This is a genomic window from Mesorhizobium sp. M0862 (assembly GCF_040319795.1).
Lineage (GTDB): Bacteria > Pseudomonadota > Alphaproteobacteria > Rhizobiales > Rhizobiaceae > Mesorhizobium.
Genome location: NZ_JAMYOJ010000025.1, coordinates 50,123 through 74,107, shown reverse-complemented (window position 1 = coordinate 74,107; position 23,985 = coordinate 50,123). Strand labels below are relative to the sequence as shown.

The window sequence follows — 23,985 nt, the reverse complement described above, 5'->3', positions numbered from 1 at the left end:
GTGGCGTTCCTTCCAGGAATCGGTGACGTTGAACATCACCAGCCTGCCATGACCGCCCTCTCTCAGCGAATTTGCAGAACTCTCAGCACACTACCAAAAATAGAGGTGCCGCAAATCGACGTGGTGCCGCTAGGGCTGCGAAGAAAGGACCGGCTTGCAGAGGCGCTCTATCGTTGCCACGGCGGAATCGATGTTCTTCGATATCTCATCCTTGTCAGGTTCGTCCCAACCAATGACAACTTCATATTTCTCCTGGCGTTCGGAATTCAACGGCTTTCGGTCGTTCAGCAACGCATAGGTGGCATGTTGAACTCGATTATAGCCAGTCACCAAATGGGAAAAGGCAGCGTCGCCATCGCTCCCAAAAAGCGCCGCGAAACGATATCGCTGCGCATTTAACTCTGAAAGAAATGGAAGCTCCTTTGTGAGCCGCTCCAGTGGTGCGTAAATGGCATTTTTGTAAGCCGCCGCATCATCAGTTTCATCTTCGCCCCTCTCTCGCGTGGTTCCTTCGCCACTGCGGGCAAAAGGTTGGCGGGCGGCTTGGAAGATAGATCGAGCCCTGTAAAAGCCCCCCAACACCGTCTCAGCGATATCAGTCTTTCGTTTCCAATCAGCCAGGGCTCGTTCGTAAAGATACCTCTTTTCCGCCAATGCGGCATCTGCAGCTAGACGTTCGGTATGCATCGTCCTTGCGCTGCGGGCGGCAAGGGTAGCTGAAACCAATGATATTGCGCCCGAGACGACCGCCGCGACAACCGCTGGTCCAATCAGAGCAGTGATATCCATCGACGCACCTCATGAACAACGAGAATCGATTTATCGACACACCGGTACCCGTTGGCTACACATGCAACACACAATATGTGGGAAGTCACAATGCGGCTTTTACTGAATTCTTGACGGACGGGACCGAGCCGCCTTTTATGGGCCATGCGCTGAAATAAAATGCGGTTTTCCCGGCTCCTCACCTGTTTACGACGTGTGGAGTGGACTGGAAAAAATCGCCTCAGAATACTATTTTAGTGTTTACCGGCGCGCTCGACGCTAGGTAGGGTGAACAGACCGGCAGAAAAAGATGCGCGAAAGCGCTATATATAGACAGAAGACCGTCGCCGCGTTGGCGCCGATGAAGACCGGCCGCGCCGGAGCCCGCGCTTACAGCGCCTTTCCCTAGAGTTCCAAATGATGTCCCGCACCATCGCGGTCGGCGCCGAAACGGCGCAGGTTCGCAAGCTATCTTGGGCTGAATTCTATCGAATCGTGCCGGTCAGGAAGCCCGCGAACGATACCCGTTCGGACTTTGGGGCGAGCCACGGCACGCATGGGGGTAGCCAGACGAGGCCGCACCTTGATTTGCCAAATGGGAACAAGATGCCAATGGCTCCTGCTCAAGCTCGAAAAGGGAGCCGGCTGGCGTCCTCGCCGATCGAAATGCACGGCTAGGCTTTCGTCGACTGCGGCCAATACGGCGCACCGCTCGAGCTGATCGTCGGACATCTCACAATCGGGAACTTTATCTCGCACCCACTGAACGGCAGCAAAGGTTGAAATGATCCGGCCAGGAGCAGAGCAGCCGATATACCCGACGATAGCGTCAGCGACGTCATCGGGAATATGAAAGTTCAAATGGCGCGAGGTGGAAGCTGCGCGGTTTGGCATTTCGCCTTCAGTAAGCCCCACCGGACTGGGACGCCGGGAAAGAAGAATTAGCAACACCTAATGTACGGCGCAGGATGTTATGCACCGTTTTCTTATTGCGGAATGGCACTGCCCGGCTTGGCCGGTTTCTCGAATGGGATGACCACCCGATGACAAAGACCACTCGTAAAGAAATGCTGGTTGCTGCCGACACGATTCTGAAGGCCAACCCGGTGGAGAAAAGCACGGCGATCCGGATCCGATACCGCGGCGGGCGCCCGGCCCTGACATGGATGAAGAAGCACAACGCCACCGGCGCCGCCGCTCTATGGCTTGTAGCCAGAGAGCGGTTGCCGCAAGCCGCGAACGATAACCTACCGATTGAAGCCGGACTTAACGTCGACCGCAGCCGCAAGGATGGAAGGTCGCGCGGCAAGAATCCGATTCCGCGCTCGCTGGATGCGTATCTCGCTCTACCTGCCATTCAGCCACGCATGGGCGACGCAGAGCCAGAGCCCGCGCCACGCCCGTGGTGGGCTGGCAGGGAAGACGCCGAGCAGCCACGCATTACGATCAAGCCGCAGCGGCAAAACTTCGAATTCAGCCCACACTGCCGCTTCAGCTTCCATCCTCCTGAGATCGCTGAGGGTGCAAGCTTCCTTGGCGCGATGGGCGGACTCGGCCATCTCAAGATGGGAAAAAGACGTGGTGATGTGCGACACCCCGACCGCGCAGATCTGTGCAATCCGCCTCCAGAGATCGATGCCGTTATCGAAGTGATCTTGGCAGGAGGCGGTGTTGCCGACGTTGGCAGGGCTTTCGGGGCGAAGGGCGGACATGCGGACAGACGCGGGGGCGCCGAGCTGCTCGCGGCAGGCCGGTGGGCGGTACTGGCGATGGCGAATGACATTGGTCGCATGAGGGCTGCTTAGGCCCATGTGCCAAATCGTGGACCCGAAAACCCTCTAGGGCAACAACAACGAAATCGGGGCGCTTCGGCGTCCCTTTTCTTTTGCGCCTGACGTCTCGTCATCGTCATGCGTAACGCGCTCATTGGTCCAGTAGGCCAGGGCGCGGTCAATCGTGCACTTCGGGTGCGCCCGCACTTCCCGAAATCCGACTGTCGGCAACGGCAGTTGTTGATCGACCCCAGCCGTCCCGTCGGGGGTGGTTGGGGTACCGTTTTCCCTTCTGAAAGGACCATAGAGATGGCCACCGCAAAAAAAGCAGAGGCAGCACCCGCAGCGCGTGAGTTCGATGAAATCCAGCGCCGGGCGGGCGGCCTCAAAGCGCGCGAAAAGGAACTGCTCGCCGCTCAGATCGAACTAGAACAGGCCGGTATTCGACCGGAACTGCCTGCGGTCGGACCCAGCGTGAGGGATTGGGCTGCAGCGTTGCTTGATGGTTCAGCGGTCCCAGCCGATCGCGATCCAACACCTGGCGAAGATCTTCAAAAAATCGTTCTCGAACGCCAGGCCATCGCAATCGCACTCGACGCGCTTGCCGAACAGGAGAACCAGGCCAGGCGCATCGCTGCTGCAGAGATGCTGCAGGAATCGGCGGCCGAATGGCGGGAAATTGTCCGGCAGCGCGCTCTTGCTGTTCTCACTTTGAGGCGCGTCAACGCCGCGGCATTCGAATTCCGGGAGCGCATCCGGCGCATTGCCCGAACAAACCCCAACCTAATTTGCGACGTCACGTCGGGTCCGCTCTTCGGACCGCCTGTCGTCGGCGACGGCGTCTACACGTTTCTCGAATCTGCGGTCGCGGCCGGGATCATCACCAAAAAGGAAATCGCCCAATGAATTTTCACTCCGGCGCCCGCATCCGCGCCTTCGATACCGACGCGGCAGCCCTAAAGGCTGGCATGTTTTTCCGTGCGGCTCTGCACGATGGTGACGAGGTCGCACAAGCCTGGTGCGCGAAAAACAGCGTGCGTATCGAGAAGGCGCAAGGCGAAACTAGCGGCACTATCGGCGGCTATCTTGTCCCCTCCGAAGTTGAGGCCGGAATCATCAAAATCCGCGCACTGGTCGGAACGTTTCGACGCAACGCCGACATCAAGCGCATGGGCTCGGACACGCGCTCATTCCCGCGGCTCGACACAGGTTTGACGGCTGCCTTCGTCGGCGAAAATGCAGCGATTGCAGAGCAGGACCGCGTTTGGAGTTCCGTGACGCTTAACGCCAAGAAAGCGGCAGCCCTGTCTCGCATTTCCAGCGAACTCGGCGAGGACGAGACGATCGACGTTGGCCAGGACTTCGCCGAGGATGCAGCCTTCGCAATTTCAAAGCTTGAGGATGATTGCGGCTGGAATGGTGACGGCACAGGCGCCTATGGCGGGATTGTCGGGATCTCCACAAAGCTCATCGATGGCAACCACGACGCCGGGAAGATCGTGGCGGCTACCAACAACGACACGTTCGCCGAGCTAACGGCCGCCGACCTGGGCACAGTTATTGCCGCTTGCCCTGAATATGCCTTGGGTAACGCAAAGTGGTACGCGAGTTCATACGCAATCGGCCAGACGTTTGTTCGCCTCGGCGCGACCGTCGTTGGGCTTGAAATGACGCCTACCGGCCCGAAGCCGATCCTGCAGTACGGCTCTTATCTCATCGAAGCCGTGCTCAGCCTGCCCGGCAGCGGCGATCAGTCGGGCAAGGTGATGATTGCCTTTGGCGACCTATCCATGGCGGCAACCCTCGGCGACCGCCGCGGCGTGACCGTGAAGACGACTGAGGAGCGATACCTCGAGTACGACCAGATAGGCTGCCGCGCGACCGCGCGTTTCGACATCAACGTGCACGATCTCGGCAGCAACACCGTTGCTGGACCTCTTGTTGGTCTGATCGGAAACTGACCATGGCCGAGATCAAACGCTCCTTTGTGGCAACAGTGCTAAAGTTTGCCGGCGATGGCATCGGACCCCGACAGGTCCGTGCGGTCGTCTCCACTGGCGAGGTGGACCGCATGGGCGATATCATCGTCCAGAGCGGAATCGACCTAACCGCATTTCGCAAGTCTCCGACAGTCTTGTGGCAGCACGATGCCGACCATCCGATCGCGAAGTGTCTGAGCGTCGGTATCGAAGGCGGCAAACTCGTCGCCCTGGTGCAGTTCCCGGATGCAGGCGTCAGTGCCAAATCGGATGAGGTCTATGGCCTGATCAAGGCGGGCGTCATCAACAGCACTTCGATTGGCTTTGTGCCGCTCAAGTATGTGCCGATCGATCCATCGAAGCCTTACGGCGGGCAGCGGTTTACGAGCAGCGAGATGCTGGAATTCAGCTTCGTCAGTGTGCCCGCCAACTCGAGCGCTTTGATCACAGGCAGATCGGCCAGCCAGACGCCGCGCCTCGACGCAGCCAAGCGCAAGTTCGCGCAGCTCAGCCGGTAACGATCCAGATTGGGCATTCCGAGACGGGGTGTCCATCCGGCGCCGAGGTGGCGTCTGACCCTCGGCGCCGGCCTTTCAATTCGCAGCAAGGATACAAAGATGCCCCATCAAGACAGGCAAACCGGGACCGTCAACACGTGGATCGACGGTTCAGCATACGGCTTCATCTCGCCCCATGATGGTGGCGCTGATCTGTTCGCGCACGTCACTGCCTTGCCGGGTGGCCTGGACTGCCTGCGCGTCGGCCAGCGCGTTTCATACGATAGCCAGGTCGACAGACGCAGCGGTAAGTCGCGCGCGATCAACGTCGAGGTGATGGTATGACAGAGAAGGTTCACTTCGATGGCAACGGCGACAGGCTCGTCATCGAATCTGGCGGATCCATCATCGTTCGCAATGGCGGCAACCTTCGAGCCGAAGCAGGCGCCGTCATCGACCTTCCCGAGACGGTCGAATTCTTCGCTGGCACAAGCTTCACGCTGTCGACGCGCGAGCGCTTCGTGCGGACCACAAGCGCAAGCGCTGTGTCGATCATCGTGCCGCCGTATGCGTCGGTGCCATTCCCGCCTGGTACGACGCGCACCGTACTGCAGGGCGGCACAGGTCAAGTCACATTCGTTGCTGGTGATGGCGTCACGATCAACACGCCAGAGACGCTGAAGATTTCCAAGCGGTATGCGACTGCCATGGTCGTTGCGACTGACGCGCAAGATGTTTGGGATCTCGTGGGCTACCTCGAGGCAGCGTGATTGCAACCCAGGGTATAGGGGTCATCGACCCCTTTTCAGCCTTTGGGTTGCGACCGATGGGTCCCTCACCTTTTCAAAACGTCCACTTTTTTTGTTTCTGACGAAGGTTTTTTCATGGCAGCGCGAGGCAGAAAATCTGCGGCAAGTTTGGCAATCCAGACCATCAACATCGGTCAGGCGACCACGTTGCGACCGGCGGAAGGCCTGTCGGTAGCCGAGGCCGAAATGTGGTTCGACGTCATGGCGTGCATGCCGTCTGGCTTCTTTCGTCCTGAAAACGCAGAGCTTCTCGCTGGCTATGTGCGCCACTCGGTGTCGGCCCGCGATCTGTCCAAGATGGTCGCCGAGTTCAACCCGAGATGGCTGGTGAAGGAAGGCGGACTGGAGCGGTTCGACCGGCTGTTGAAGATGCGAGAGCGGGAGTCGCGCGCAGCATCGGCGGCGGCTCGTTCCCTGCGCATGACGCCCCAATCCCAGCAAGATCCGAAGACCGCAGCACGCAACCGCAACAGCGGCTGGGAACCCTCCGCGTACGAGATGATGAACGATGAACGCTAAGGATAAGAAAGCACTGGAACGTTGCATGGAAATTGCCTCACGCGACCGCAGCCGGGCAGAGCAACTCGACAGCATGCTGAAGGATCGCCACTGGGACGAGGTAGCGCACTTCGCGTGCTATTGCGTGCAGTCCCAGGCCCTCAACTTGAAGCCATGGGAAACCGCCCCGGCCTTCGCTGATATTGCCCACCCCGAAGGCATCCGCCGCGATCCCAATGCAGGTGCCTTGCAAGACAAGATGCTAGCCGCTGGTTTGTCGGTTTTCGAACCGGATCCGCTCTCGGCACTTAGGAGTAACCGTAAATGATCACAGCCCGCGACCAACTCACAGCCGCGCACAAATCTATGACGAAGACCCAGATTGCCGAGAACGCGCTGCTCTTAGCTGACGAACTCGAGCGCATGCACTACGCCCTTGGCAGTGCAGTGGAAGGCATGAACGCAGCCGCGGCCGCGGTCGGCTCTTTCGAAGAACTCGTTCGCATCCTGAAGGCTGACATTCGAACCGCCAGCAATCTTTTTCAGAGCGGCAGGAAGCGCGCAGCGCGCGAACTTTTGGCGAGAATGGCAGCCGTCCCTGACTTGGACCAGATCACCTTACGCATCAAGTTGAGTGGTCGACCGCGATGTTCAGCCCAGGCGATGCGCGGGAGATGGCCGACGAAACCGTTATTACCGAGTTGGTCATTGACGCGAGGCAGGCCGAGCAGGGCTCGGCAGCCTACGTGCGCGCCATGAAGGCTGCGCAAACTGCCTACGACAAGACCATCGACCAGGCCAACGCTGCCACTGTTGCGATGGAAAAGCAGACTACAGTCATGACCGGAACAGCCGGCTCGATCACCTCGACGGCCAAGGCTTGGGAGCGGCTTAAGGCTGGCGTCGACCCTGCCTACCAGGCAACGAAGCGCATGGAGGGCGCGCTACTGACCGCCGACGCTGCAGCGAAGAAGCTCGGCGTTGACCAGGCTGAAATCAACCGCGTTATGGACTTGGCGCGCACCAAGCATCTCGGCACCGCTGTGGCTGTTGAAGAGGGTGCAGCCGCTGCGAAGCTTGGCGCGACCCAATGGGCTTCGCTTGGCCATTCTGCGCGCTCCGCTGCGGAAAGCATCGCCATTGGCGCATCGCCGATGCAGGCTTTGACCCAGCAGGCCAACCATCTCAGCTACGCCATGAGCGGTCCTCAGGGCATCATTGCTGCAACTGCCGGCGTCCGCGCGGCATTCGGAACATGGATCACGACAATCCCCGGCTTGCTCACAGGGGCGGGCGTGGCCGCGGCTGCGGCTGTCGGCGCCTATTTGCTCGCGACGCGGGAAGACATCAAGTCAGCGGACGAGGTGCTTCAGAACCATAAGACGTTGATTGACGAGATTGCCAAAGCTTACCCGGCTGCTGCCGAGGCCGCGAAAAATACGAGGAACAGGCGGCGAAGATGCCGCAATCGGTTGCCAATGCTGATCTCAAAGACCAGATGGCTGACGCACAGAAGACCATGTCGTCTCTCATGCAGAAGATGGCGATCGATTCTGAAGGTGCTGGGCGGTGACTATGCCCTTACCGGCTCTGTCGGCTCTAAGGCATTCGCCGACATCTCTGAAAAGATCACGCAAGGTAAGACGGATGCGATCGATCTGCAGGCAACGTTAGGTCACCTGCGCGTAGATCCAACCCTGTCAGATACGGCTAGGGATTTCGCGAAGTCATTGCAGGATACCGCCAACCAGGCGGCGAAACTCGAGAATGCTATCAAGGCCGAGGGCACCGTCAGCGACGTCATAGGAGGCGGCCACGCAGTGAAGACGCTTGCCGACATCGCTGCCGGGTTCAAGGATGTCTCAGAGAAGGCGGGCAACGCCGACACGACGATTGCCAAATTGTTTGGCGACATGGGCGGCGGCTCTGGCGGTTTTGGTGTGACGCGGTCACTTGGCGGCCTCAGCGGCTCTATCCAGGCCACGCTGGGTCAGTTCGAACAGATCGAGCAGGCCGTCCAGAATTCCCGCCGCAACCAGCTTCAAGGGATGCTGGACCTTACCAAGCAGTTCCGCGACACAACGACGGAGGTCGACACGCTGAAAGAGGCCCTTGCCTCGGCTGGCGGCAAGGACAACATCAAGGCCTTCTTCGGCGATGTGAACAGTATCGAGGGCGCCAACGCGGCTCTCGGCAACACCGTTGGGATCATCAACAGACTCTTCGACGCGATGAGCACCGGCAACGCCAAAGCCAGCGATGTGGCATCAGGGGTCGACCTGCTGCGCAAAACCCTGGTCGATGGTGGTCTGGGCGTTGAAGCGGTCGACAGGTTCATCGACTCGCTAGTCCGCGCCCGCATGATGTTGGACGCCGACACTGGCAAAGTCCACCAGTTGGGCGCTGCGGTCAACGCTCTGCGCGACAAGACAATCACCGTCACGGTGGTCACGCGCCAAGTCGGCACCGGCACGCAGTCGACCTACGATGTACCGAACCAGACAGGCGGCACTACCGGCGTAGGCGTCACGCGCTACTCCTCGAACGGCCCAGCGGTCTCCTCGACTCCGATCTTCAACACCTCCACCAATTCGTGGGGCTACACGCAGCCCAAGACCTATCAAGACCCGAGGGTGCTTGCGCAGGTTAATGCCATGTACCCGCAGCGTGCAGCCGGCGGTCCAATCTCGCCCAACACACCTTATTGGGTTGGCGAAAAAGGCCCGGAACTGGTCATGCCTCAATCGGCCGGAACGGTCATCCCGAACGCTCAGTCAATGACACTTGCCAACCCGCAATCCGCCTTCACAGGACAGGTAGCCACGCGCGAGACCGATCGCATGTGGCAGTTGTTCATGAACATCGAGGCCAACACCCGCAAGACTTATGAGGGTGTCGATAAGTGGGCGACTACAAGCAGCTATAGCGGCGGGTCGTCGTCTTCCGTCAGCAGCGGGTCGTCGTCGTCAGGCAGCAACTTGGATGACAAAGCCCGGCAATACCGGAAAGTCCTTGCCACATGGAACTCAAACTTTGCGGCTGCCGGAATCGTCGGCAGCGGCAACATTGGCTATGGCGCGCAGGGACTCGGCGCCACGCCGGAGCAAATAGCGCGTCGCATTGTCTACGGCATGGCTACAGGCGGCATAATTGGCGGCGACTCTCGCGACACGCAAAAGGTCGAGTTCTTCAAGAGGCCGAGCGAGCGGGTCATCATTGCCGATAATGACCAGATCAGCGATCAGCGCAGTGGGTCGTCAAGGTCCGCTGGCGGAGGCGAGCGACCTGTAGAAATCAAACAATACATCAGCATCCCTGGCGGCGTGTCGCCATCCAAGGAAAGCCTGGCCGAACTGCGAAGGCAGACTGCCATGGGCGTGCGCGATGGCTTGAGGTCACTCAATGGTCGATAAGCTCGCATGCTCTCCGCGGGCGTCGTGTTGGCGCTGGCTTGGCCGTTTTAGAGATCGCTTGGGCTTGCCATGGCGCCGTCGGTGACCACGGATGTACTGGCGGCGGCGGAGAAATTGTCCGATGCCGGAGCCAGACCGATCTGCATTGCGGATCTCCTTCGCGATGCACATCTATTAGCCAGGGCTATGTGGGTGCTTCGTGATCACGATCGACAATGCCATTCGTCTGGCCATCAGCCTGACGCTTCTCTTCATCGGCTTTCAGATGGGGGCCATCTGGGGAGCGCAACCAGGGGTCAACGGATGGCTATACATGTGGCAGACGCTTTTCGCCGGGCTGATGGCCATAGGCGCCGCGCTGCTGACAGTCTTTGCCATGTTCCGCACTGACGCAAAACAGCTGGAGCGTCACAACGAAATCTACGCCTTGACCCTCCGCCGCGACATCCTTGCCGTCGAGCGGGCCGCTCACATGGACCACTTCTATCGCCGTCTCGCTGGCGACATCGCGGCGACCACCGGAAAGGTGAAGGCAAATCTGGAAAGTGGTACGATCCGCCCAAGTGAGGACGACATCGACGCCCTCATCAATCTCGGAAAGCGGTTCAATATCGCCGTCAATATGACGCTTGTGAAATCTGCTGCGGATTTTTTCGGGCCGAGAATGGCGCAGGTTTACGAGGGTCTAGGCTTCGCGATGCCGGGCTTGGAAATTGGCGTCAACGACTTGCACAAAATGAATCTGGCGCGGGGGAATGCTGCCGACCACAATCTGCATGCCGAAGCTCTGCGTTACATCGGAGACATCAGTCACTACAACGATAGCCTCGTAGAATTTGCAGATTGTTTGGTCGCTCTCGGGGACCGATATCAAGGGCTTAAACGCTCATCCTCCCCGTCATGATGCCAGACTGCCCGTCGATGGTATCCACTCCGGCTGCGCTTTGATCTTTGATAATTTGAGGAATATAATCCTCCTGTTGCGGCGACCCCTCAAACGGAGATCGCCAGATGCCCCATACACTCGCCGACGCCCTTGCCGACAACGAATCCATATACGTCAACTGCGGGCATCCTATGTGCGCGAAGTCGACCAAGCTCGACATTCAGGCGCTGATCGACCGGCTCGGGCCGGATCATGGTGCCATGCACTGGGATATTGTCGGGATGTTTGGATGCTCGTCATGCAAGGCTGCCGGCCGCGATCGCCGACCGGTGTTCTTCACCTGTATTCCCGATTATGAGGGCCTCAACAGGGCTCGCAACCGTGACTGGAAGCCGACTTTCGAACGATAGACGGCAGGTGCGGGCAGCGGCTATATTTTAGCGATGCCTGAAAAGCCCGCAACAACCTACATCGTCAGCGTGTTCGACAAGCCGAATTGGCGCACGATCCTGACCACGAAGGATAGGGCAGCCGCAGAGGCGCTTGAACAGGTGATGGTGCAGGATGGCGTTAAGGCGCAGATCGAGGAGATCACGCCGAAGCCGAAGAGGCGCTAATCATCCTCAATCGGCAGGAAGGTCGGCCACATTTCGACAACTACCCGTCGTAGCGCAGTGGTGAGGGACACGACGCTGCCGTCCCGGCGACGCACAAGAACATCTCCTTTGTCGTCGCCCTGAAAATCGGTTTCTATCTCGATATCCTCCCCCGGAATCTTCACACCCCATAGCGCTCCCGGTGTGCCAACTTCGTAGAAGCCCTTAATGGCGTATAGGTGCTTGTAGACCGTGGCGACACTTTGAATCGTGAGGAAGCTCGGCTCCAGACTGCATAGGTGTCTTAGAAGTTTCTCCTTATTTGGCCACTGCGCGACCATTGCCGGATTCTCGCGTTCATAAAATGCATAGAAGATATCCGCGAGTTGAAAGGCCGACAGGCAAGCATTGAACCCGCGCCGCGCGTCGTCGGGTTCCGCCAGGTAATCCTCAAGATTGGGCTCCACGAAAACATGGAAGAACGATCGTGGTGTTGTTTTCAACGGTCGCAGCCATCCATAGTTTTCGCCTTCGCAAGGTTGTGATTGACGATTTCATTCGAGGAAAATGGCCGGCGCTGCAGTGGGAGGTTGCCTGATCAGCGCCGGCCGGACGGTAATCATGTCCGCCGCGGCTCACTGATAGCTGAGTCTTTCCGTTACGTCATGTGGGGATCGGACTACGCCTAACCCTCAGCCTTCCGACCTAGACCAGACGCCTTCGCAAGCGCCGATCGCTTCGCGGCGTAGTTCGGCGTGACCATGGGGTAATCGCGAGACAAGCCCCACTTCTCACGGTATTCGTCGGGCGTCCTGGAGCGTTCTCAGGTGCGCAATCGCACACCCGGCCCGCCTTCGACCGTCTCGCCGTCGGCCAGGAAGATGACACCAGCGGATTCGAAAACGGCGCGTATAGCCTGGAGTGTCCGCGGCAAGAGTTCCTCGCCCCGTTCGAACCGGGTTACCGTGTTGATTGCCACTCCGGCCGACTTAGCCAAATCGCGAACTCCCAAGCCGAGCGCTGCCCTTGCCATTTTGCATTGTATTGGATGCATCTGCGAATTCTCTTGACGTTCTGAGGGTACGGCGTATTGTTGAGACATTGTAGCGATTCCGCTACAAACAATCAACAAGGGTTTGGGGCATGAATCACACGATAGTAGACTCTGCAGCCACCGAACAGGTGGCCGTTCACCTTGCGCCAAAGCGTGTTGCCTGCGAGCCAGAAAGGCCGCCAGCCGGCACGTTTTGGGGGAATGAGAATTACAAGGTGGATGGCTATTCTATTGGCCTACTGACGCACCACCGCCGTGGCTTTTCGTACATAGCCAATCCGATCGGTTGGTTTCCCGAATATGAAGCCGCAGTCAGCGCGGCTCGACAGATGGAGAGGGGTTCGGAGTCGGCATGAGTGTCTGGGGGGTCAACCTCTGAACCATGCGATATCGCAAATGAAAGGCCCGCCTCGCGCGGGCTTTTTGCTACCGCCCAATGGGCGTTCACGCGTGCGCTGAGGAGAAACAGCATGAGCCGCAACGCTGCTAACGATAACACTCCAGATGCATTGCTGTGGACATCGAAACAGACTGCAGCGGCGTTGGGCATCACAACCAAAACCCTGCTTGCCCACGTAACTTCAGGAGAGCTTCCTTACGTCCCGTCGGGCCGCGGTGTGGTGCGCCCCCGGATGAGTTTCCTACCAGACGACGTGATCAGATTCATCGAATTGAGGAGGACACGTAATTGTCCGTCTACAAGCCCAAAAACAGCCCGTTCTACCAATACGACTTCCAACTCGCAGGGCAGCGGTTTCATGGCTCTACGGGCAGCAAAAATGAGCGCGACGCACGCGGAATAGAGCGGGACCATCGTGCGAAAGCCAAGGCGGCTGTTCAGGCAGCCCGTGCCGCTAAGGGTGGCCCGCTGACAATGGATGATGCAGCCGCCCGTTATTGGCTTGAGGTTGGCCAGCGCCACGCCAATTCAAAAACGACGTGGACGGATCTCGGTCGCTTGGTCGACTACTTCGGCCCTGGCAAGCTCTTTGTGGAAATCACTGACGATGACGTCGCCAAGCTAGTCCAGTGGCGCCGCTCTCAAACCGCATGGGGCAAGTCGGAAACGCAGGATGGCAAGCCAATGCGATTGGTCTCATCTGCCACCGTAAACCGGTCCACCACGTTGGTCTTGAAGAAGATGTTTACCCGCGCCAAGCGCACATGGCGGCACACGTTCCCCGCCGAGCCTGTCTGGCGTGATCATTTCATTGCCGAGCCACGAGAACGAGTTCGCGAACTTCAGGCGGGAGAAAGCGCTGCGCTGCGATTGGCAACCCGATCTGACTACACGCCAGTCTTTGAATTCGAGCGCGCAAGCGGTCTGCGGCTGGATGAGTGCCTGCTACGCTGGAGCGAAGTCGATTGGGAGACCGGCTGGATTGTTACGACAGGTAAGGGTGGCCGCATGGTCAAAACCGCCCTCACCTCCGCTGTGCGGGCCATCCTGCTTCCGTTGCGTGGTCATCACAAGGAATGGGTGTTCACCTACCAAGCGAAGCGGACACGCAAGGCCGATGCTTCTTACAAAGGCGACGGCAAGGAACACATCAAAGGCCAACGCTACCCGATCACCTACAGTGGCCTGACCTCACAGTGGAAGCGGATTAGGAAGGCTGCCGGCGTTAAAGACTTCCGCTTTCATGACTTCCGCCACGACCTCGCCACCAAGCTTTTGCGGGCGACGGGCAATTTGAAGATGGTACAGAAAGCCCTCTCTCATGCCGATATCAAGACGACGACTCGATACGCTCATGTCCTTGATGAGGAGGTGGCGGCTGCAATGGAGTCGCTGCAAAATTCTGCCGCGAAGTCCCGAACAAAGTCCCGAACCCGAAAGCCAAAAACTGCCTAACGCAATGCGCCTAGACAACAATTTGCGTTGCGCCCTATTTCCTGGGGGTCAAGGGGTCGTCGGTTCGAATCCGGCCACTCCGACCAAACAAATAGTTGGCCGCTTCCCCCAAGGTGGCTACCGTCTTTTCGACTTCCCGCAAACAAGGTGCATTCTTAAGCCGCCATGCTGGCGTGCCGCTCGATAAAGAGTTCGATGGGACCTGTGAGAAAAGCAGCCTCCTGCTTGATCTTCTCGTCGCTCCATTCCCACCACCGGATCGCCAGCAATTTCGCAATAACATCCTGTGAAAAGCGATACCGGATAAGCTTGGCCGGGACCCCGCCGACGATCGCGTATGGCGGCACATCCCTGGTGACAATGGCGCCGGCCGCAACAATAGCGCCATCCGCGATGTGGACGCCTGGCATGATCAGCGCTTGGCGGCCGATCCAGACATCATTGGCGATGGTAATGCCGACGGGTTTGCCGCCGTGCGAATTGAGATCGGTCGCGTTCATCATGCGGCTGTGGATCGGAAAAGTGGTTGCAGCCCAAGGCACGTGGCTTCCCCCGGAACATTCAAAGCTCACGTTGCCGGCGACCGAACAGAACGCCCCAAGGGCCAACGGAGTGGCGGCAGACGCTCCAAGCACCTTCTTCCGGCTCACCCCATAGGTGTGACGTCCAACGGTCACGCTTGGGGGCAGCTTGGATCGAAACAGATTCCTCATGCGCAGCCAGCCCGTCACAGTGACCTCTTAAGCTTCTGGAGCAAGAGATCCGCGGGAGTCCGCCATAGACGATATCGACTGGCCTTTGCAACCTGCTGGCCGACTGGCGCCATGCCGTACGCGTTAAAGAACGCATGAACACGCGGCTCAGCGAACTGCTTTTTGCCTCGGGTATTGTAGTGTCGGATCGGCAGGCTATGAGGGCTTATGATTCGGCCGTTTTGAGAAAGGGCTACCCCGAGGCAGAACTGCTCGGGCGCCCAAGTGTCGGTCACCTTATGAACGGCCTTGATAGCGGCGAAGGCGTCCACCATGGCTGTGAGGTTGTCCCGGTGGATCCCGACGATGCCGCTGTTCCACATCGGTTCCTGGCCGGTCAGGACCTGGCCGCCGACGCTGATGTTCTTGCCCGGCAGCGCGTTCTGATAGATGCGATGCGGCCCTTCGCACAGGCGCATAGTGGAATGGGTCGCAGAGATCGAGCGGAAGCCCTTCGACGGGTCACCCACCGGGTACATGTCGGTGTCCATGAAAAGGAGCCGATCTGCTCGCTGCAAAAGCTCACGCATAGCCCCGGCCTTGATACCGAAATGGTAGCTTCCGCCGAAAGACCACTGGTCTTTCTGTTCGGCCGTTATGAGCATTGTCTCAACAGGATAAGCGCGAAATAGGTCAGTCCTGTCCGTTGCGACGACTATTCTGGCGGTCGGGCAATGGTGCAAAAGCTTGAGGGCGCTGAGTAGCGCGCCGCGATGGTAAAGCTCGTTCTCACCATAGGCGATGTAACCAAAAACGTCGTTCATTCCGCCACGTATAATGGGTCGTTCAATCTTCTACTAGCTGCGCTCGCAGTCGTTTTGCTCCCAGAAATCTCCTGCTGAAATCAGCCGACGATTACTACTGGCACACATCGACCCATTCGGCATCGACAATCTGTGCCATGCGCTCAGGGCTCAGCCGCACCGCGGCGTTGGTGGCGCCGGCCGCGGGCACGACTTCATCGAAGGCGCGCAGCGAGACGTCGCAATAGACCGGCAGCGGCGCCGGCAGGCCGAACGGACAGACGCCGCCGACGGGATGGCTGGTAATCGCGACAACCTCATCGGCGTCCAGCATCCGCGGCTTGCCGCCGAAGCGGTCCTTGAACTTGCGGTTGTCGAGCCTCGACATGCCCCCGGCCACGATCAGCATGGTCTCACCGCCGACGCGCAGGCAGATGGTCTTGGCGATCTGCGCCGGCTCCACGCCATGCGCCTCAGCCGCCAGCGCCACCGTCGCCGAACTCGCTTCGGTGACGAGCACTTCGACATCGGGCGCATGGGCAGCCAGGAAGGCGCGCACGGTCTCAAGGCTCATCTCGGCATCGTCCCATTCGAAAAATGCGGTTAGCGTTCACACTGGATAGCTTCACGCTCGGTCGGCGGCAACCTCCCCGCCCCTCGACGGCTGCAGCGGTACCAGGCCAGGCGGGCCGCGCCGCATGTCGGCAATGGAAGGCGCATCCCCCGTGCGGGAGATGTGTTCGGGCTGCTGCCTTGGTAGGTCGCAATGGACCAGGGCCGGCGCTGATGCTGTGCTCCCACGACCAACCGGAGAGATCATCATGCTCAAGCTCGCCTCGGCTCTGGCGCTGCTGCTTGTCGGGACGGCGCCGCTGCTTGCCGACGACATGCCGATAAACGCGGACGCCATCAAATGGGGCCCTGCTCCTGCTGTCCTGCCCGCCGGCGCGGACATGGCTGTCATCGCCGGGGACCCCTCGAAGGATGGCATCTACGTGCTGCGGTTGAAGCTGCCGGCCGGCTACAGGATTGCCGCGCACAACCATCCCACCTCGGAGTATGTGACGGTGATTTCCGGCAATTTTCATATCGGCATGGGCGACAAGCTCGACGAGACCAAAGGCATCGAACTGACCGCCGGCGGCTTCGGCGTAGCCCCACAGGGAATGAACCATTACGCCTGGACGACAAGCGCTACGATCGTCCAGGTTCATGGCGAGGGGCCGTTCGCGATCACCTACGTCAACCCGGCGGACGATCCTAGCAAGAAGTGACATTCGCCATTGGGCGAATGCAACAAGCCCGCCAGGGCAAACCATGGCGGGCTTGTTGAACGACGCTTGGCCGTTGTTTATGAAACGGACCGGTTTTCCACAGGCGCCGTGGGCGCCGGGGCATCGATCAGGGCCGTTTCCGGCAATTGCAATGCTGCGGCGATCCGGCGAAGTTTCGTCGGATCGGTGTCCTTGCCGCTCTCTATGTCGGCAATCTCGCTGGTCGACAGACCGCAGGTCAGGGAAAGCTCTTCAATACTGTATCCCTTTGTCTCCCGGATGGCTTTGAGGCCGGGGTGCTCAAGCGCTACATCGGCCGCAACATCGGCCGCCAGCCTGGAGAAGGGTTCGTGCTTTGCAGTTTGGGGCATTGGCAACTCCATGGGGCTAAAGAGTTTTGGATCAAATGATAGGGTGTTGCCTGAGAGCCGGGACAATGCCCGCTTGACGGCGATTTGCCAAGGCCCAAACCGACCGTCACAGCATCGTGAACCGGCGTCAAAACCGCAGGCGCCAGGGCACATATAGGATCTCCGCCCCGATCTCCCAATCAAGTTCTTTTGAAGGGCCGCACGCCGAAGTGTTCAGCGGTTTTGCGCCGCTCGCGCGTTAGCCTGATGTTGCTGGCAGTCGCATCGGGCCAGCTTTTCCCAAGAGGATCAGATCCATGACATTCAAGACATCAGCCATCGTGCTCGCCACGATTTCAGGCCTCGCCGGCGCGAGCATGGTCGCGGCGCAAGCCGCCGAGGCCGTGCGCATTCGCGGCACGGTGACCGCCTTTGCCGGAGCGACGCTGACGGTGAAGACCCGCGAAGGCGCTACCGACGCCATCGCGCTGGCTGAAGGGTGGAAGATTTCCGGCGTCGCCAAGGCGGATGCCGGGGATATCAAGCAAGGCGATTTCCTCGGCATTGCCTCTGTTTCGAAGGCCGATGGCGGCAGCGGCGCGCTTGAGGTGGTGATCTTCCCGGCCGCGCTCAAAGGCGCCGGCGAAGGCGACCGCCCGTGGGATCTCGAGCCCAACAGCCGGATGACCAACGGCACGGTCGCCGATGTCACCGAGATTGCAGGTCGCACGGTGACGCTGACCTACGACAATGGCCAGAAAAAGCAGATCGCGATCCCGCAGACGACGCCGGTGGTGACCTTCGCGCCGGCGACGCCCGCCGACCTCAAGCCTGGCTCTGTGGTGTTCGTCAACGCCGAGCGCGGCAGCGACGGCAAGCTGACCGCGGGCCGGGTCGTGGTCGGCACCAACGGCGTCATTCCGCCAATGTAAGTTGCCGACGAAGCGGCCAGACACAATCCAGAAACAAAATTCTACAGTCCGGAAAAACTGTCGAAAAGTTCGGAGGCGATAGTCATGACTGCGGGGTTCACCGGGACCGATCTTGCTCGGTGACGGTCAAATTCAGCCCGCGCAGAAAAGGAAACGAAGTCATGAAGAAGTCCCTCCTGTCGGCTCTCGGGCTGGCTTTTGCCCTGGCTGTCTCTCTGCCCCTCATCGGCGCCAGCAGAGCCGACGCAGCATCGCTGCACAAGAAGCATCACCATCATCATCATCACAACAAGCATCACCGCCATCACCATCACCACCACCACCACCACCACAACAAGGTGGAGGCCAAGAAGGCCTGACACGGCCGACTTGCCCAACGGGAAGGCTGGCCCTGGAGTCCTCGCCAAGGCCGCCTTCCCGTTGGTTTTTGCCAGGCGACATGTGGAAAAGCTGAAGGCAGGATTCGATGGCGCCGATGCGCCAGAACGCGAGCAACCACAGCGCACCCCAACGAACGTATCAGGCGCAAGGCCGACAACACAGCGGTTGCCAGTTGCAGGACACCACGGGTCTCTCAATGCTGTCGGAACCCGCTAGGACGGCGCCGCGAACGCGAGCACTATTGCGATCAAAATCAAAAGCGGTCCCATCCATTTGAAATGCTTCGCGACCTGCAGCCACCATGGCTGCTGACCTTTCTGGGCCTGAAAAGGACTTTGGAGCAGCCCAAAACCAACGCCTGTCATCCACAGCCCAGCGCAGAACATGATGAACTCGTCGATGTAATTTGCGACCACGCCCGTCTCCTCCGCCGGTACCTTTGGACTGGCGTTATAGTCGCAGCCGGGAGTGGCAGAAAGCGCGGTGCCAAGTGGCGGCAATGACTGCTGCCGCCACCTGACAAGAGCCGGGCGCGGACTCGGTCTTGGCCGGCCATTTGGGCACGCCACGGTGTGACCTTCGCATGGGATGCCGCGCCGCTACCTCAGCGGCCTTCACGCGAAAATGCATGGTCGATGCCGGCCCCGCCAGGCGCCGTCCGTTGGCGAAGGCTAAAAATCGACGTCGCGAAAAAACGCGAAGAAAATTCGAACCACGCATGAACCTTTGCTTTGGAGGCCGCACTAACCGGCATGGACGCCGAGAAGGCGATCCCAACACAGAAGGACGCCATGGTGGCGATCCTCGATCCAGAGAAGGAAATGCTCAAATGACCAACTTCAAGCGCATCACGCTCGCCGCGGCCCTCATCGTCTCGGCCTTCGGTTCGGCTTCCGTTCCGACCTCGGCTTTCGCCAACGGCACGCATCCCACGGGCGACGGCGGCGCGGTTTGCAAGGGCTCCGGTCATTGCCTGGTGCTCTCGATCGAGTGCAAAGGCACCTATACCGACGCCACGGACAAGAATGGCACTGTCTATGGCAAGTGCAGCCAGACCGCGCAGGTTTCGCCGCAGGCCAAGATCAAGCTCGCCAAGTAATCGGCCGCAGATCAGGGAAATGCGGTCGTCCGCGGGACGGCCGCCATTTTCTTTTTGTTTTCGTGAATTGTTTTAGCGCCGGCTGAGCAACAAGCTGGCGAGAAGGCCGACCACGACTAACCCAACAGCAGCGGCTGTTGCCGGACGATCGCGCGCCGTCTTTTCGATCGCCCTGCCCTGCTTCCTGATCGCCGGCAGCGCATCGCTGACAAGGTCGGCAAGCTGCCCATAATAGTCCGAAGCGGCATCGCGCCCGTCCTCGTAGTAAGCACCGCCGCGTTTGGCCACGACTTTGCGCAAGGCGGCGAGCTCTTTGGAAAGGGTCGCGACCTGCTTTTCGAGATCGAGATCGGAGAGGGTCGAAAGCGATGCCATGATTGTTTTCCTTCTTTTTGAGAGAAGGCCAAACGCATGGCCGCAGAACCGGTTCCGGTCTGCTTGCCCGAGGCAGCGGAAAGGTTAGCGCACCTGGTCGAGCAGGCGCTTGCACTCCAGGAGGTCAAACAGCGCCTCCTGCAGCAAGGCCCGGTTGTCGCGCGACAGTTTCGATGCGCCGGGCTGGACCGGACCTTCCTCCTCGGTCTTGCCCAGGCCGAAAAAGCGGCGGCTGGGTTTTACCTTGGGCTGGCCGACCAGCATCTCGTCATCCATGCCGCGCGGCTGGGCGGCTGGCGTCAGCGGCACCTGATCGGCCTGCCTGCGCTGCGAGATCGCTTCGACGGCAGCCATGTCGCCATTGCCGATGGCGACCAGGAAATGGTTGCCGTTCTCGCGCAGCAGTTTCTGCACGCCCTTGATCGTGTAACCCTGGTCGTAGAGCATGTGGCGGATGCCCTTGATCAGTTCGACATCCTGTGGCCGGTAGTAGCGGCGGCCGCCGCCGCGCTTCATCGGCTTGATCTGGTTGAAACGGGTTTCCCAGAAGCGCAGCACGTGCTGCGGCAGATCGAGATCCTCCGCGACCTCGCTGATGGTGCGGAAAGCGTCGGGGCTCTTGTCCATGGGCGAAATCCTCACGCTGGACGGCGATCCGGCCCAGTCTGCCGAATCGGGTATCATTTCAGCGGTTTATGAAACAATATTCAAGCCCGGCGTCAAAACGGCCCGGCGTTTTCAACCGAAGCCTGCGGCAGAACCTATTTGCCGCCCTTGGCCTTGCTGTTCTGGTGCGAGCGCAGGATACGGCTTTTCAGCACGTTCGACGACTTGAAGGTCATCACCCGGCGCGGCAGGATCGGCACTTCCTCGCCGGTCTTGGGATTGCGGCCGATGCGTTCGTTCTTGGAACGGACGTGGAAGGTGGCGAAGGACGACAGCTTCACCGTCTCGCCGCGTACGATGGCTTCACAGATTTCGTCCAGCACCGCTTCGACGAGTTCTGCCGATTCAGTGCGTGACAAGCCGACCTTACGGTAAACAGCTTCGGCAAGGTCGGCGCGCGTAAGTGTCTTTCCCCCCATGCGACCGTCCCATCAGTTCAAAAAACATAAATCGATACAGGTAAAGGCAGAGCCTAAGTAATTGATCCGGCAAGGTCAAGGACCGAAACCGGACCGTTCGGCACTTACCAGCGAACGAGAACCGCGCCCCAGGTGAAGCCGCCGCCCATCGCTTCCAGGAGCACGAGATCACCCTTCTTGATGCGACCGTCGGCGACAGCCACCGAAAGCGCCAGCGGCACGGAAGCAGCCGAGGTGTTACCGTGCAAATCGACGGTGACCACCACCTTTTGCTCTGCAATCCCGAGCTTCTTGGCCGAAGCGTCAATAATGCGTTTATTGGCCTGATGCGGCACGAACCAGTCGAGGTCGCCGGCGGTTATGCCGGCCTGCGAAAACGTCGCCTCGATGACATCGGTGATCATGCCGACGGCGTGCTTGAACACTTCGCGGCCTTCCATCCTGAGATGGCCGACCGTGCCGGTGGTCGAGGGACCGCCATCGACGAAAAGCTTGTCCTTGTGGGCGCCGTCGGAGCGCAGGCTCATCGCCAGCACGCCACGGTCGGCAATGCCGCCGGTGCCCTCATCCGCTTCCAGCACCAGCGCGCCGGCGCCGTCGCCGAACAAGACGCAGGTCGAGCGGTCGCTCCAGTCGAGGATGCGAGAAAAGGTCTCCGCGCCGATCACCAGCACGCGCTTGGCGAGGCCGCCTCTGATGTAGAGGTCGGCGGTGGTCACCGCATAGACGAAGCCCGAGCACACCGCCTGCAGGTCGAAGGCAAAGCCGTGATGCATGCCGAGCCGGTTCTGGATCTCGACGGCGGTCGCCGGAAAGGTGTTGTTGGGCGTCGAGGTCGCCAGCACGATCAGGTCGATGTCGGCAGGCGTAAGACCAGCATTGTCGAGCGCTGCGCGCGCCGCCGCCTCGCCCAGCGACGCCGTCGTCTCGTCATCGGCGGCTATATGACGCTGGCGGATGCCGGTGCGCTGGGCGATCCACTCGTCCGAGGTCTCGACCATGCCTTCGAAATCGGCATTCTTCATGATGCGGCGGGGCAGCGCAGCACCGGTGCCGCGCACGACTGATCTGATCAAAGCTCTTTCCTATTCCTTTTCGTCGACGGTGGCGTCGGATTTCCTGCTTGCCTGGGCATGCGGGTTGCGCGCATGGAACAGGTCGAGATCGGCCTCGATGCGGTCGATCAGATTGTTGCGCACCATGTCATAGCCAAGCTCGATGGCCGCCGCGAAACCGTCCGAATCGGCGCCGCCATGGCTCTTTACCACGATGCCGTTCAGACCCAGGAAAACACCGCCATTGGAGCGGCCCGGATCGAGCTTTTCGCGCAGGCGGTCAAAAGCGCCCCTGGCGAAGACATAGCCGATCCTGGCCATCAGCGTGCGGTTCATCGCGGCGCGCAGATAGCCTGAGATCTGGCGCACAGTGCCTTCTGCCGTCTTGAGCGCGATGTTGCCGGCGAAGCCCTCGGTGACTACCACGTCGACCGTGCCCTTGCCGATGTCGTCACCCTCGACGAAGCCATGATAATTCATCGAGGCCATGTTGGCCTCGCGCAGCATGCGCCCGGCTTCCTTGACCTCTTCCTGTCCCTTGATCTCCTCGACGCCGACATTGAGCAGGCCGACTTTCGGCCGGTCGATGCCGAACACCGAGCGCGCCATGCCGGTGCCGAGAATGGCAAAGTCGATCAGCTGGTGCGCATCGGCGCCGATGGTGGCGCCGACATCCAGCACCACGCTCTCGCCGCGCATCGTGGGCCAGATCGCCGCGATCGCCGGACGATCGATGGTCGCCATCGTGCGCAGGCAGAACTTCGACATCGCCATCAGCGCGCCGGTATTGCCGGCCGAAATGCAGGCCTGCGCGCTGCCACTCTTGACTGCTTCGACAGCCTTCCACATCGACGACTTCCAGCGGCCGTGGCGCAGCGCCTGGCTCGGCTTGTCGTCCATCCTGACCGCGACTTCGCAATGGTGGAACTCGCTGACCTCGGCCAGTTTGGGAAATTTGGCGAGTTCGGGGCGCACCAATTCCTCGCGCCCATATATGACGAAGCGGATGTCGGGACGCCTGACGGCGACCGTCATGAGTGCCGGGATGACCACGTTTGGCCCGTGATCGCCACCCATGGCATCGATGGAAATCCTGATCACGCGGTCTTTATCTCACTAGCTTGGGCCAGGGCACATGGCCCGCGAAAGAAATACTAAACTCGCGAAATTCGGGGGCTCGCGAAGGTTCGGCGAAAATAGCGGTTTTGGGCTGCCGCACAACCGGCTTTTCTCCGATCGCTTCGTGTTTTAGGATTTTCCAAGCAAGGATCGCAGCTTTTGCTGGAATTCATTCTCGACGGGCTCGTCCGGGCCGGCGGCATCGAGAGAGGCGCCTGCCTTGCGCGGATAGGGATCGATCGCCAGCCCGAAGAACTGTTCGGCGAGCGCGCCGACGTCGATCGTGTCGCCGGAGAATGTTTCCGGGCCGTCTGGCCCGTCGGCGTCGAGCAGGATCTCGCCGCCGCCTTCGAAACCTTGCCGTCCGAGTTTGGATTGTTCGGGCAAGAACAGCGCCTCGACCTCCTCGTCGATATGGGCCGCGACCGGCTCAAGGGTGACGATGCAGGCCTGGGTGATATCAGCCTCGACGCGGCCGCTGACCTTGACGCCATTGCGCTTCCACGGCGCCACCAAAAGCTCAGCACGGTAGTTTTCGACCGAAAGCAGCTCGTGCTCGCGCGCAAGCATTGCGCGCTGCGCGGCGTCGGCGTCGATCACCACCTGCAAACCTTTGTGCGGCAGGCGGCCGACATTGGCCGCGAATGAGACCGGGCTAGGCGTGTCCACATGTTTCATCTTGGTCTCCCCTCC

31 protein-coding genes and 1 pseudogene are annotated in these 23,985 nt (G+C 60.0%); 17 read left to right on the top strand and 15 right to left on the bottom strand.

The genetic code is table 11. The features are described from left to right. Positions 1-129: 129 nt before the first annotated feature. On the bottom strand, positions 130-789 hold the full coding sequence (locus NKI15_RS27670) for a hypothetical protein (RefSeq protein WP_023747609.1): 660 nt from the start codon (positions 787-789) through the stop codon (positions 130-132). A gap of 1,022 nt (positions 790-1,811) precedes the next feature. On the opposite strand from NKI15_RS27670, the gene NKI15_RS27665 reads away from it, so the two are divergent. The 12 genes from NKI15_RS27665 to NKI15_RS27610 all read left to right on the top strand — a co-directional run bounded on the left by NKI15_RS27665 (position 1,812) and on the right by NKI15_RS27610 (position 11,239). Then, entirely contained in the window at positions 1,812-2,573 is a 762-nt protein-coding gene (locus tag NKI15_RS27665; RefSeq protein ID WP_156932397.1) for a hypothetical protein, read from the top strand. Between the two features lie 276 nt (positions 2,574-2,849). Further along, positions 2,850-3,446 carry a hypothetical protein gene (locus NKI15_RS27660; RefSeq protein ID WP_023747606.1) on the top strand — a complete coding sequence of 199 codons (597 nt, stop codon included), beginning with the start codon at positions 2,850-2,852 and terminating at the stop codon, positions 3,444-3,446. Continuing rightward, a complete protein-coding gene (locus tag NKI15_RS27655) occupies positions 3,443-4,501 on the top strand; it encodes a phage major capsid protein (protein WP_023747605.1) in 1,059 nt (352 codons plus the stop codon). The genes NKI15_RS27660 and NKI15_RS27655 overlap by 4 nt, the downstream gene beginning before the upstream one ends. 2 nt (positions 4,502-4,503) lie before the next feature. After that, positions 4,504-5,037 (top strand): HK97 family phage prohead protease, encoded by a 534-nt coding sequence (locus NKI15_RS27650; protein WP_023747604.1) that lies wholly within the window; start codon positions 4,504-4,506, stop codon positions 5,035-5,037. 99 nt (positions 5,038-5,136) lie between these two features. After that, on the top strand, positions 5,137-5,361 hold the full coding sequence (locus tag NKI15_RS27645) for a cold-shock protein (RefSeq protein ID WP_023747603.1): 225 nt from the start codon (positions 5,137-5,139) through the stop codon (positions 5,359-5,361). Continuing rightward, entirely contained in the window at positions 5,358-5,786 is a 429-nt protein-coding gene (locus NKI15_RS27640) for a hypothetical protein (protein WP_352887584.1), read from the top strand. Before NKI15_RS27645 ends, NKI15_RS27640 begins: the two co-directional genes overlap by 4 nt. Positions 5,787-5,900: 114 nt before the next feature. Beyond that, positions 5,901-6,344, top strand: coding sequence for a hypothetical protein (locus NKI15_RS27635; RefSeq protein ID WP_023747601.1), 444 nt, complete (start codon positions 5,901-5,903; stop codon positions 6,342-6,344). 25 nt (positions 6,345-6,369) lie between these two features. Then, complete coding sequence (locus NKI15_RS27630; protein WP_023747600.1) at positions 6,370-6,651, top strand: hypothetical protein; 282 nt, start codon at positions 6,370-6,372, stop codon at positions 6,649-6,651. Positions 6,652-6,997: 346 nt separating this feature from the next. Beyond that, positions 6,998-9,736, top strand: coding sequence for a hypothetical protein (locus NKI15_RS27625; RefSeq protein WP_352515212.1), 2,739 nt, complete (start codon positions 6,998-7,000; stop codon positions 9,734-9,736). Positions 9,737-9,935: 199 nt separating this feature from the next. Next, complete coding sequence (locus NKI15_RS27620; RefSeq protein WP_023747596.1) at positions 9,936-10,640, top strand: hypothetical protein; 705 nt, start codon at positions 9,936-9,938, stop codon at positions 10,638-10,640. A gap of 107 nt (positions 10,641-10,747) precedes the next feature. Next, the gene (locus NKI15_RS27615; protein WP_023747595.1) at positions 10,748-11,032 is read left to right on the top strand and encodes a hypothetical protein; all 285 of its coding nucleotides are present in this window, start codon (positions 10,748-10,750) and stop codon (positions 11,030-11,032) included. A 33-nt stretch (positions 11,033-11,065) separates the two neighbouring features. Beyond that, positions 11,066-11,239 carry a hypothetical protein gene (locus NKI15_RS27610; protein ID WP_023747594.1) on the top strand — a complete coding sequence of 58 codons (174 nt, stop codon included), beginning with the start codon at positions 11,066-11,068 and terminating at the stop codon, positions 11,237-11,239. On the opposite strand, the gene NKI15_RS27605 is transcribed toward NKI15_RS27610, so the two are convergent. The 3 genes and pseudogenes from NKI15_RS27605 to NKI15_RS27595 form a co-directional block, all read right to left on the bottom strand. Beyond that, a complete protein-coding gene (locus NKI15_RS27605) occupies positions 11,236-11,721 on the bottom strand; it encodes a hypothetical protein (protein ID WP_156932396.1) in 486 nt (161 codons plus the stop codon). The genes NKI15_RS27610 and NKI15_RS27605 overlap by 4 nt on opposite strands. A gap of 182 nt (positions 11,722-11,903) precedes the next feature. Beyond that, positions 11,904-12,029 (bottom strand): annotated as a pseudogene (locus tag NKI15_RS27600) (MucR family transcriptional regulator); the annotation flags it as partial. A gap of 12 nt (positions 12,030-12,041) precedes the next feature. Then, complete coding sequence (locus NKI15_RS27595) at positions 12,042-12,215, bottom strand: XRE family transcriptional regulator (protein WP_348524470.1); 174 nt, start codon at positions 12,213-12,215, stop codon at positions 12,042-12,044. A 745-nt stretch (positions 12,216-12,960) separates the two neighbouring features. On the opposite strand from NKI15_RS27595, the gene NKI15_RS27590 reads away from it, so the two are divergent. Then, positions 12,961-14,127: a tyrosine-type recombinase/integrase gene (locus NKI15_RS27590; RefSeq protein WP_023747591.1), complete on the top strand. Its 1,167-nt coding sequence runs from the start codon at positions 12,961-12,963 to the stop codon at positions 14,125-14,127. A gap of 155 nt (positions 14,128-14,282) precedes the next feature. Here the strand turns inward: NKI15_RS27590 and NKI15_RS32020 are convergent, their stop codons facing one another. The 3 genes from NKI15_RS32020 to NKI15_RS27575 all read right to left on the bottom strand — a co-directional run bounded on the left by NKI15_RS32020 (position 14,283) and on the right by NKI15_RS27575 (position 16,196). Beyond that, positions 14,283-14,858 (bottom strand): CatB-related O-acetyltransferase, encoded by a 576-nt coding sequence (locus tag NKI15_RS32020; protein WP_280790704.1) that lies wholly within the window; start codon positions 14,856-14,858, stop codon positions 14,283-14,285. Beyond that, positions 14,855-15,643, bottom strand: a complete 789-nt coding sequence (locus NKI15_RS27580; RefSeq protein ID WP_023705056.1) for a hypothetical protein — start codon at positions 15,641-15,643, stop codon at positions 14,855-14,857. Before NKI15_RS27580 ends, NKI15_RS32020 begins: the two co-directional genes overlap by 4 nt. Positions 15,644-15,737: 94 nt before the next feature. Further along, complete coding sequence (locus NKI15_RS27575; protein ID WP_023705057.1) at positions 15,738-16,196, bottom strand: YbaK/EbsC family protein; 459 nt, start codon at positions 16,194-16,196, stop codon at positions 15,738-15,740. A gap of 247 nt (positions 16,197-16,443) precedes the next feature. Between NKI15_RS27575 and NKI15_RS27570 the strand changes: the two genes are divergently transcribed. Further along, complete coding sequence (locus NKI15_RS27570; protein WP_023715404.1) at positions 16,444-16,896, top strand: cupin domain-containing protein; 453 nt, start codon at positions 16,444-16,446, stop codon at positions 16,894-16,896. Between the two features lie 77 nt (positions 16,897-16,973). Here NKI15_RS27570 and NKI15_RS27565 read toward each other — a convergent pair whose 3' ends face one another. Beyond that, on the bottom strand, positions 16,974-17,420 hold the full coding sequence (locus tag NKI15_RS27565) for a helix-turn-helix domain-containing protein (RefSeq protein ID WP_245262868.1): 447 nt from the start codon (positions 17,418-17,420) through the stop codon (positions 16,974-16,976). Between the two features lie 143 nt (positions 17,421-17,563). Here NKI15_RS27565 and NKI15_RS27560 point away from each other — a divergent pair, with 143 nt between their 5' ends. Both NKI15_RS27560 and NKI15_RS27555 read left to right on the top strand, forming a co-directional pair. Next, positions 17,564-18,178: a hypothetical protein gene (locus NKI15_RS27560; protein WP_023705058.1), complete on the top strand. Its 615-nt coding sequence runs from the start codon at positions 17,564-17,566 to the stop codon at positions 18,176-18,178. Positions 18,179-18,339: 161 nt separating this feature from the next. Continuing rightward, on the top strand, positions 18,340-18,537 hold the full coding sequence (locus tag NKI15_RS27555; RefSeq protein WP_084013643.1) for a hypothetical protein: 198 nt from the start codon (positions 18,340-18,342) through the stop codon (positions 18,535-18,537). Positions 18,538-18,771: 234 nt separating this feature from the next. On the opposite strand, the gene NKI15_RS27550 is transcribed toward NKI15_RS27555, so the two are convergent. Beyond that, entirely contained in the window at positions 18,772-18,975 is a 204-nt protein-coding gene (locus NKI15_RS27550; protein ID WP_023669377.1) for a hypothetical protein, read from the bottom strand. Positions 18,976-19,388: 413 nt separating this feature from the next. Here NKI15_RS27550 and NKI15_RS27545 point away from each other — a divergent pair, with 413 nt between their 5' ends. Continuing rightward, positions 19,389-19,658 (top strand): hypothetical protein, encoded by a 270-nt coding sequence (locus NKI15_RS27545; RefSeq protein ID WP_023669376.1) that lies wholly within the window; start codon positions 19,389-19,391, stop codon positions 19,656-19,658. A gap of 72 nt (positions 19,659-19,730) precedes the next feature. On the opposite strand, the gene NKI15_RS27540 is transcribed toward NKI15_RS27545, so the two are convergent. From NKI15_RS27540 to NKI15_RS27515, 6 genes are all read right to left on the bottom strand, one after another. Further along, a complete protein-coding gene (locus NKI15_RS27540; RefSeq protein ID WP_023705060.1) occupies positions 19,731-20,033 on the bottom strand; it encodes a hypothetical protein in 303 nt (100 codons plus the stop codon). An 84-nt stretch (positions 20,034-20,117) separates the two neighbouring features. Then, positions 20,118-20,660, bottom strand: a complete 543-nt coding sequence (locus NKI15_RS27535) for a MerR family transcriptional regulator (RefSeq protein WP_023669374.1) — start codon at positions 20,658-20,660, stop codon at positions 20,118-20,120. 134 nt (positions 20,661-20,794) lie between these two features. After that, on the bottom strand, positions 20,795-21,118 hold the full coding sequence (locus tag NKI15_RS27530) for an integration host factor subunit alpha (RefSeq protein WP_006201891.1): 324 nt from the start codon (positions 21,116-21,118) through the stop codon (positions 20,795-20,797). Positions 21,119-21,222: 104 nt separating this feature from the next. Further along, a complete protein-coding gene (locus NKI15_RS27525; RefSeq protein ID WP_023705061.1) occupies positions 21,223-22,194 on the bottom strand; it encodes a beta-ketoacyl-ACP synthase III in 972 nt (323 codons plus the stop codon). 9 nt (positions 22,195-22,203) lie between these two features. Continuing rightward, on the bottom strand, positions 22,204-23,274 hold the full coding sequence (gene plsX / locus NKI15_RS27520; protein ID WP_023689496.1) for a phosphate acyltransferase PlsX: 1,071 nt from the start codon (positions 23,272-23,274) through the stop codon (positions 22,204-22,206). A gap of 147 nt (positions 23,275-23,421) precedes the next feature. Next, a complete protein-coding gene (locus tag NKI15_RS27515) occupies positions 23,422-23,970 on the bottom strand; it encodes a YceD family protein (RefSeq protein ID WP_023669370.1) in 549 nt (182 codons plus the stop codon). Between the last annotated feature and the right edge of the window lie 15 nt (positions 23,971-23,985).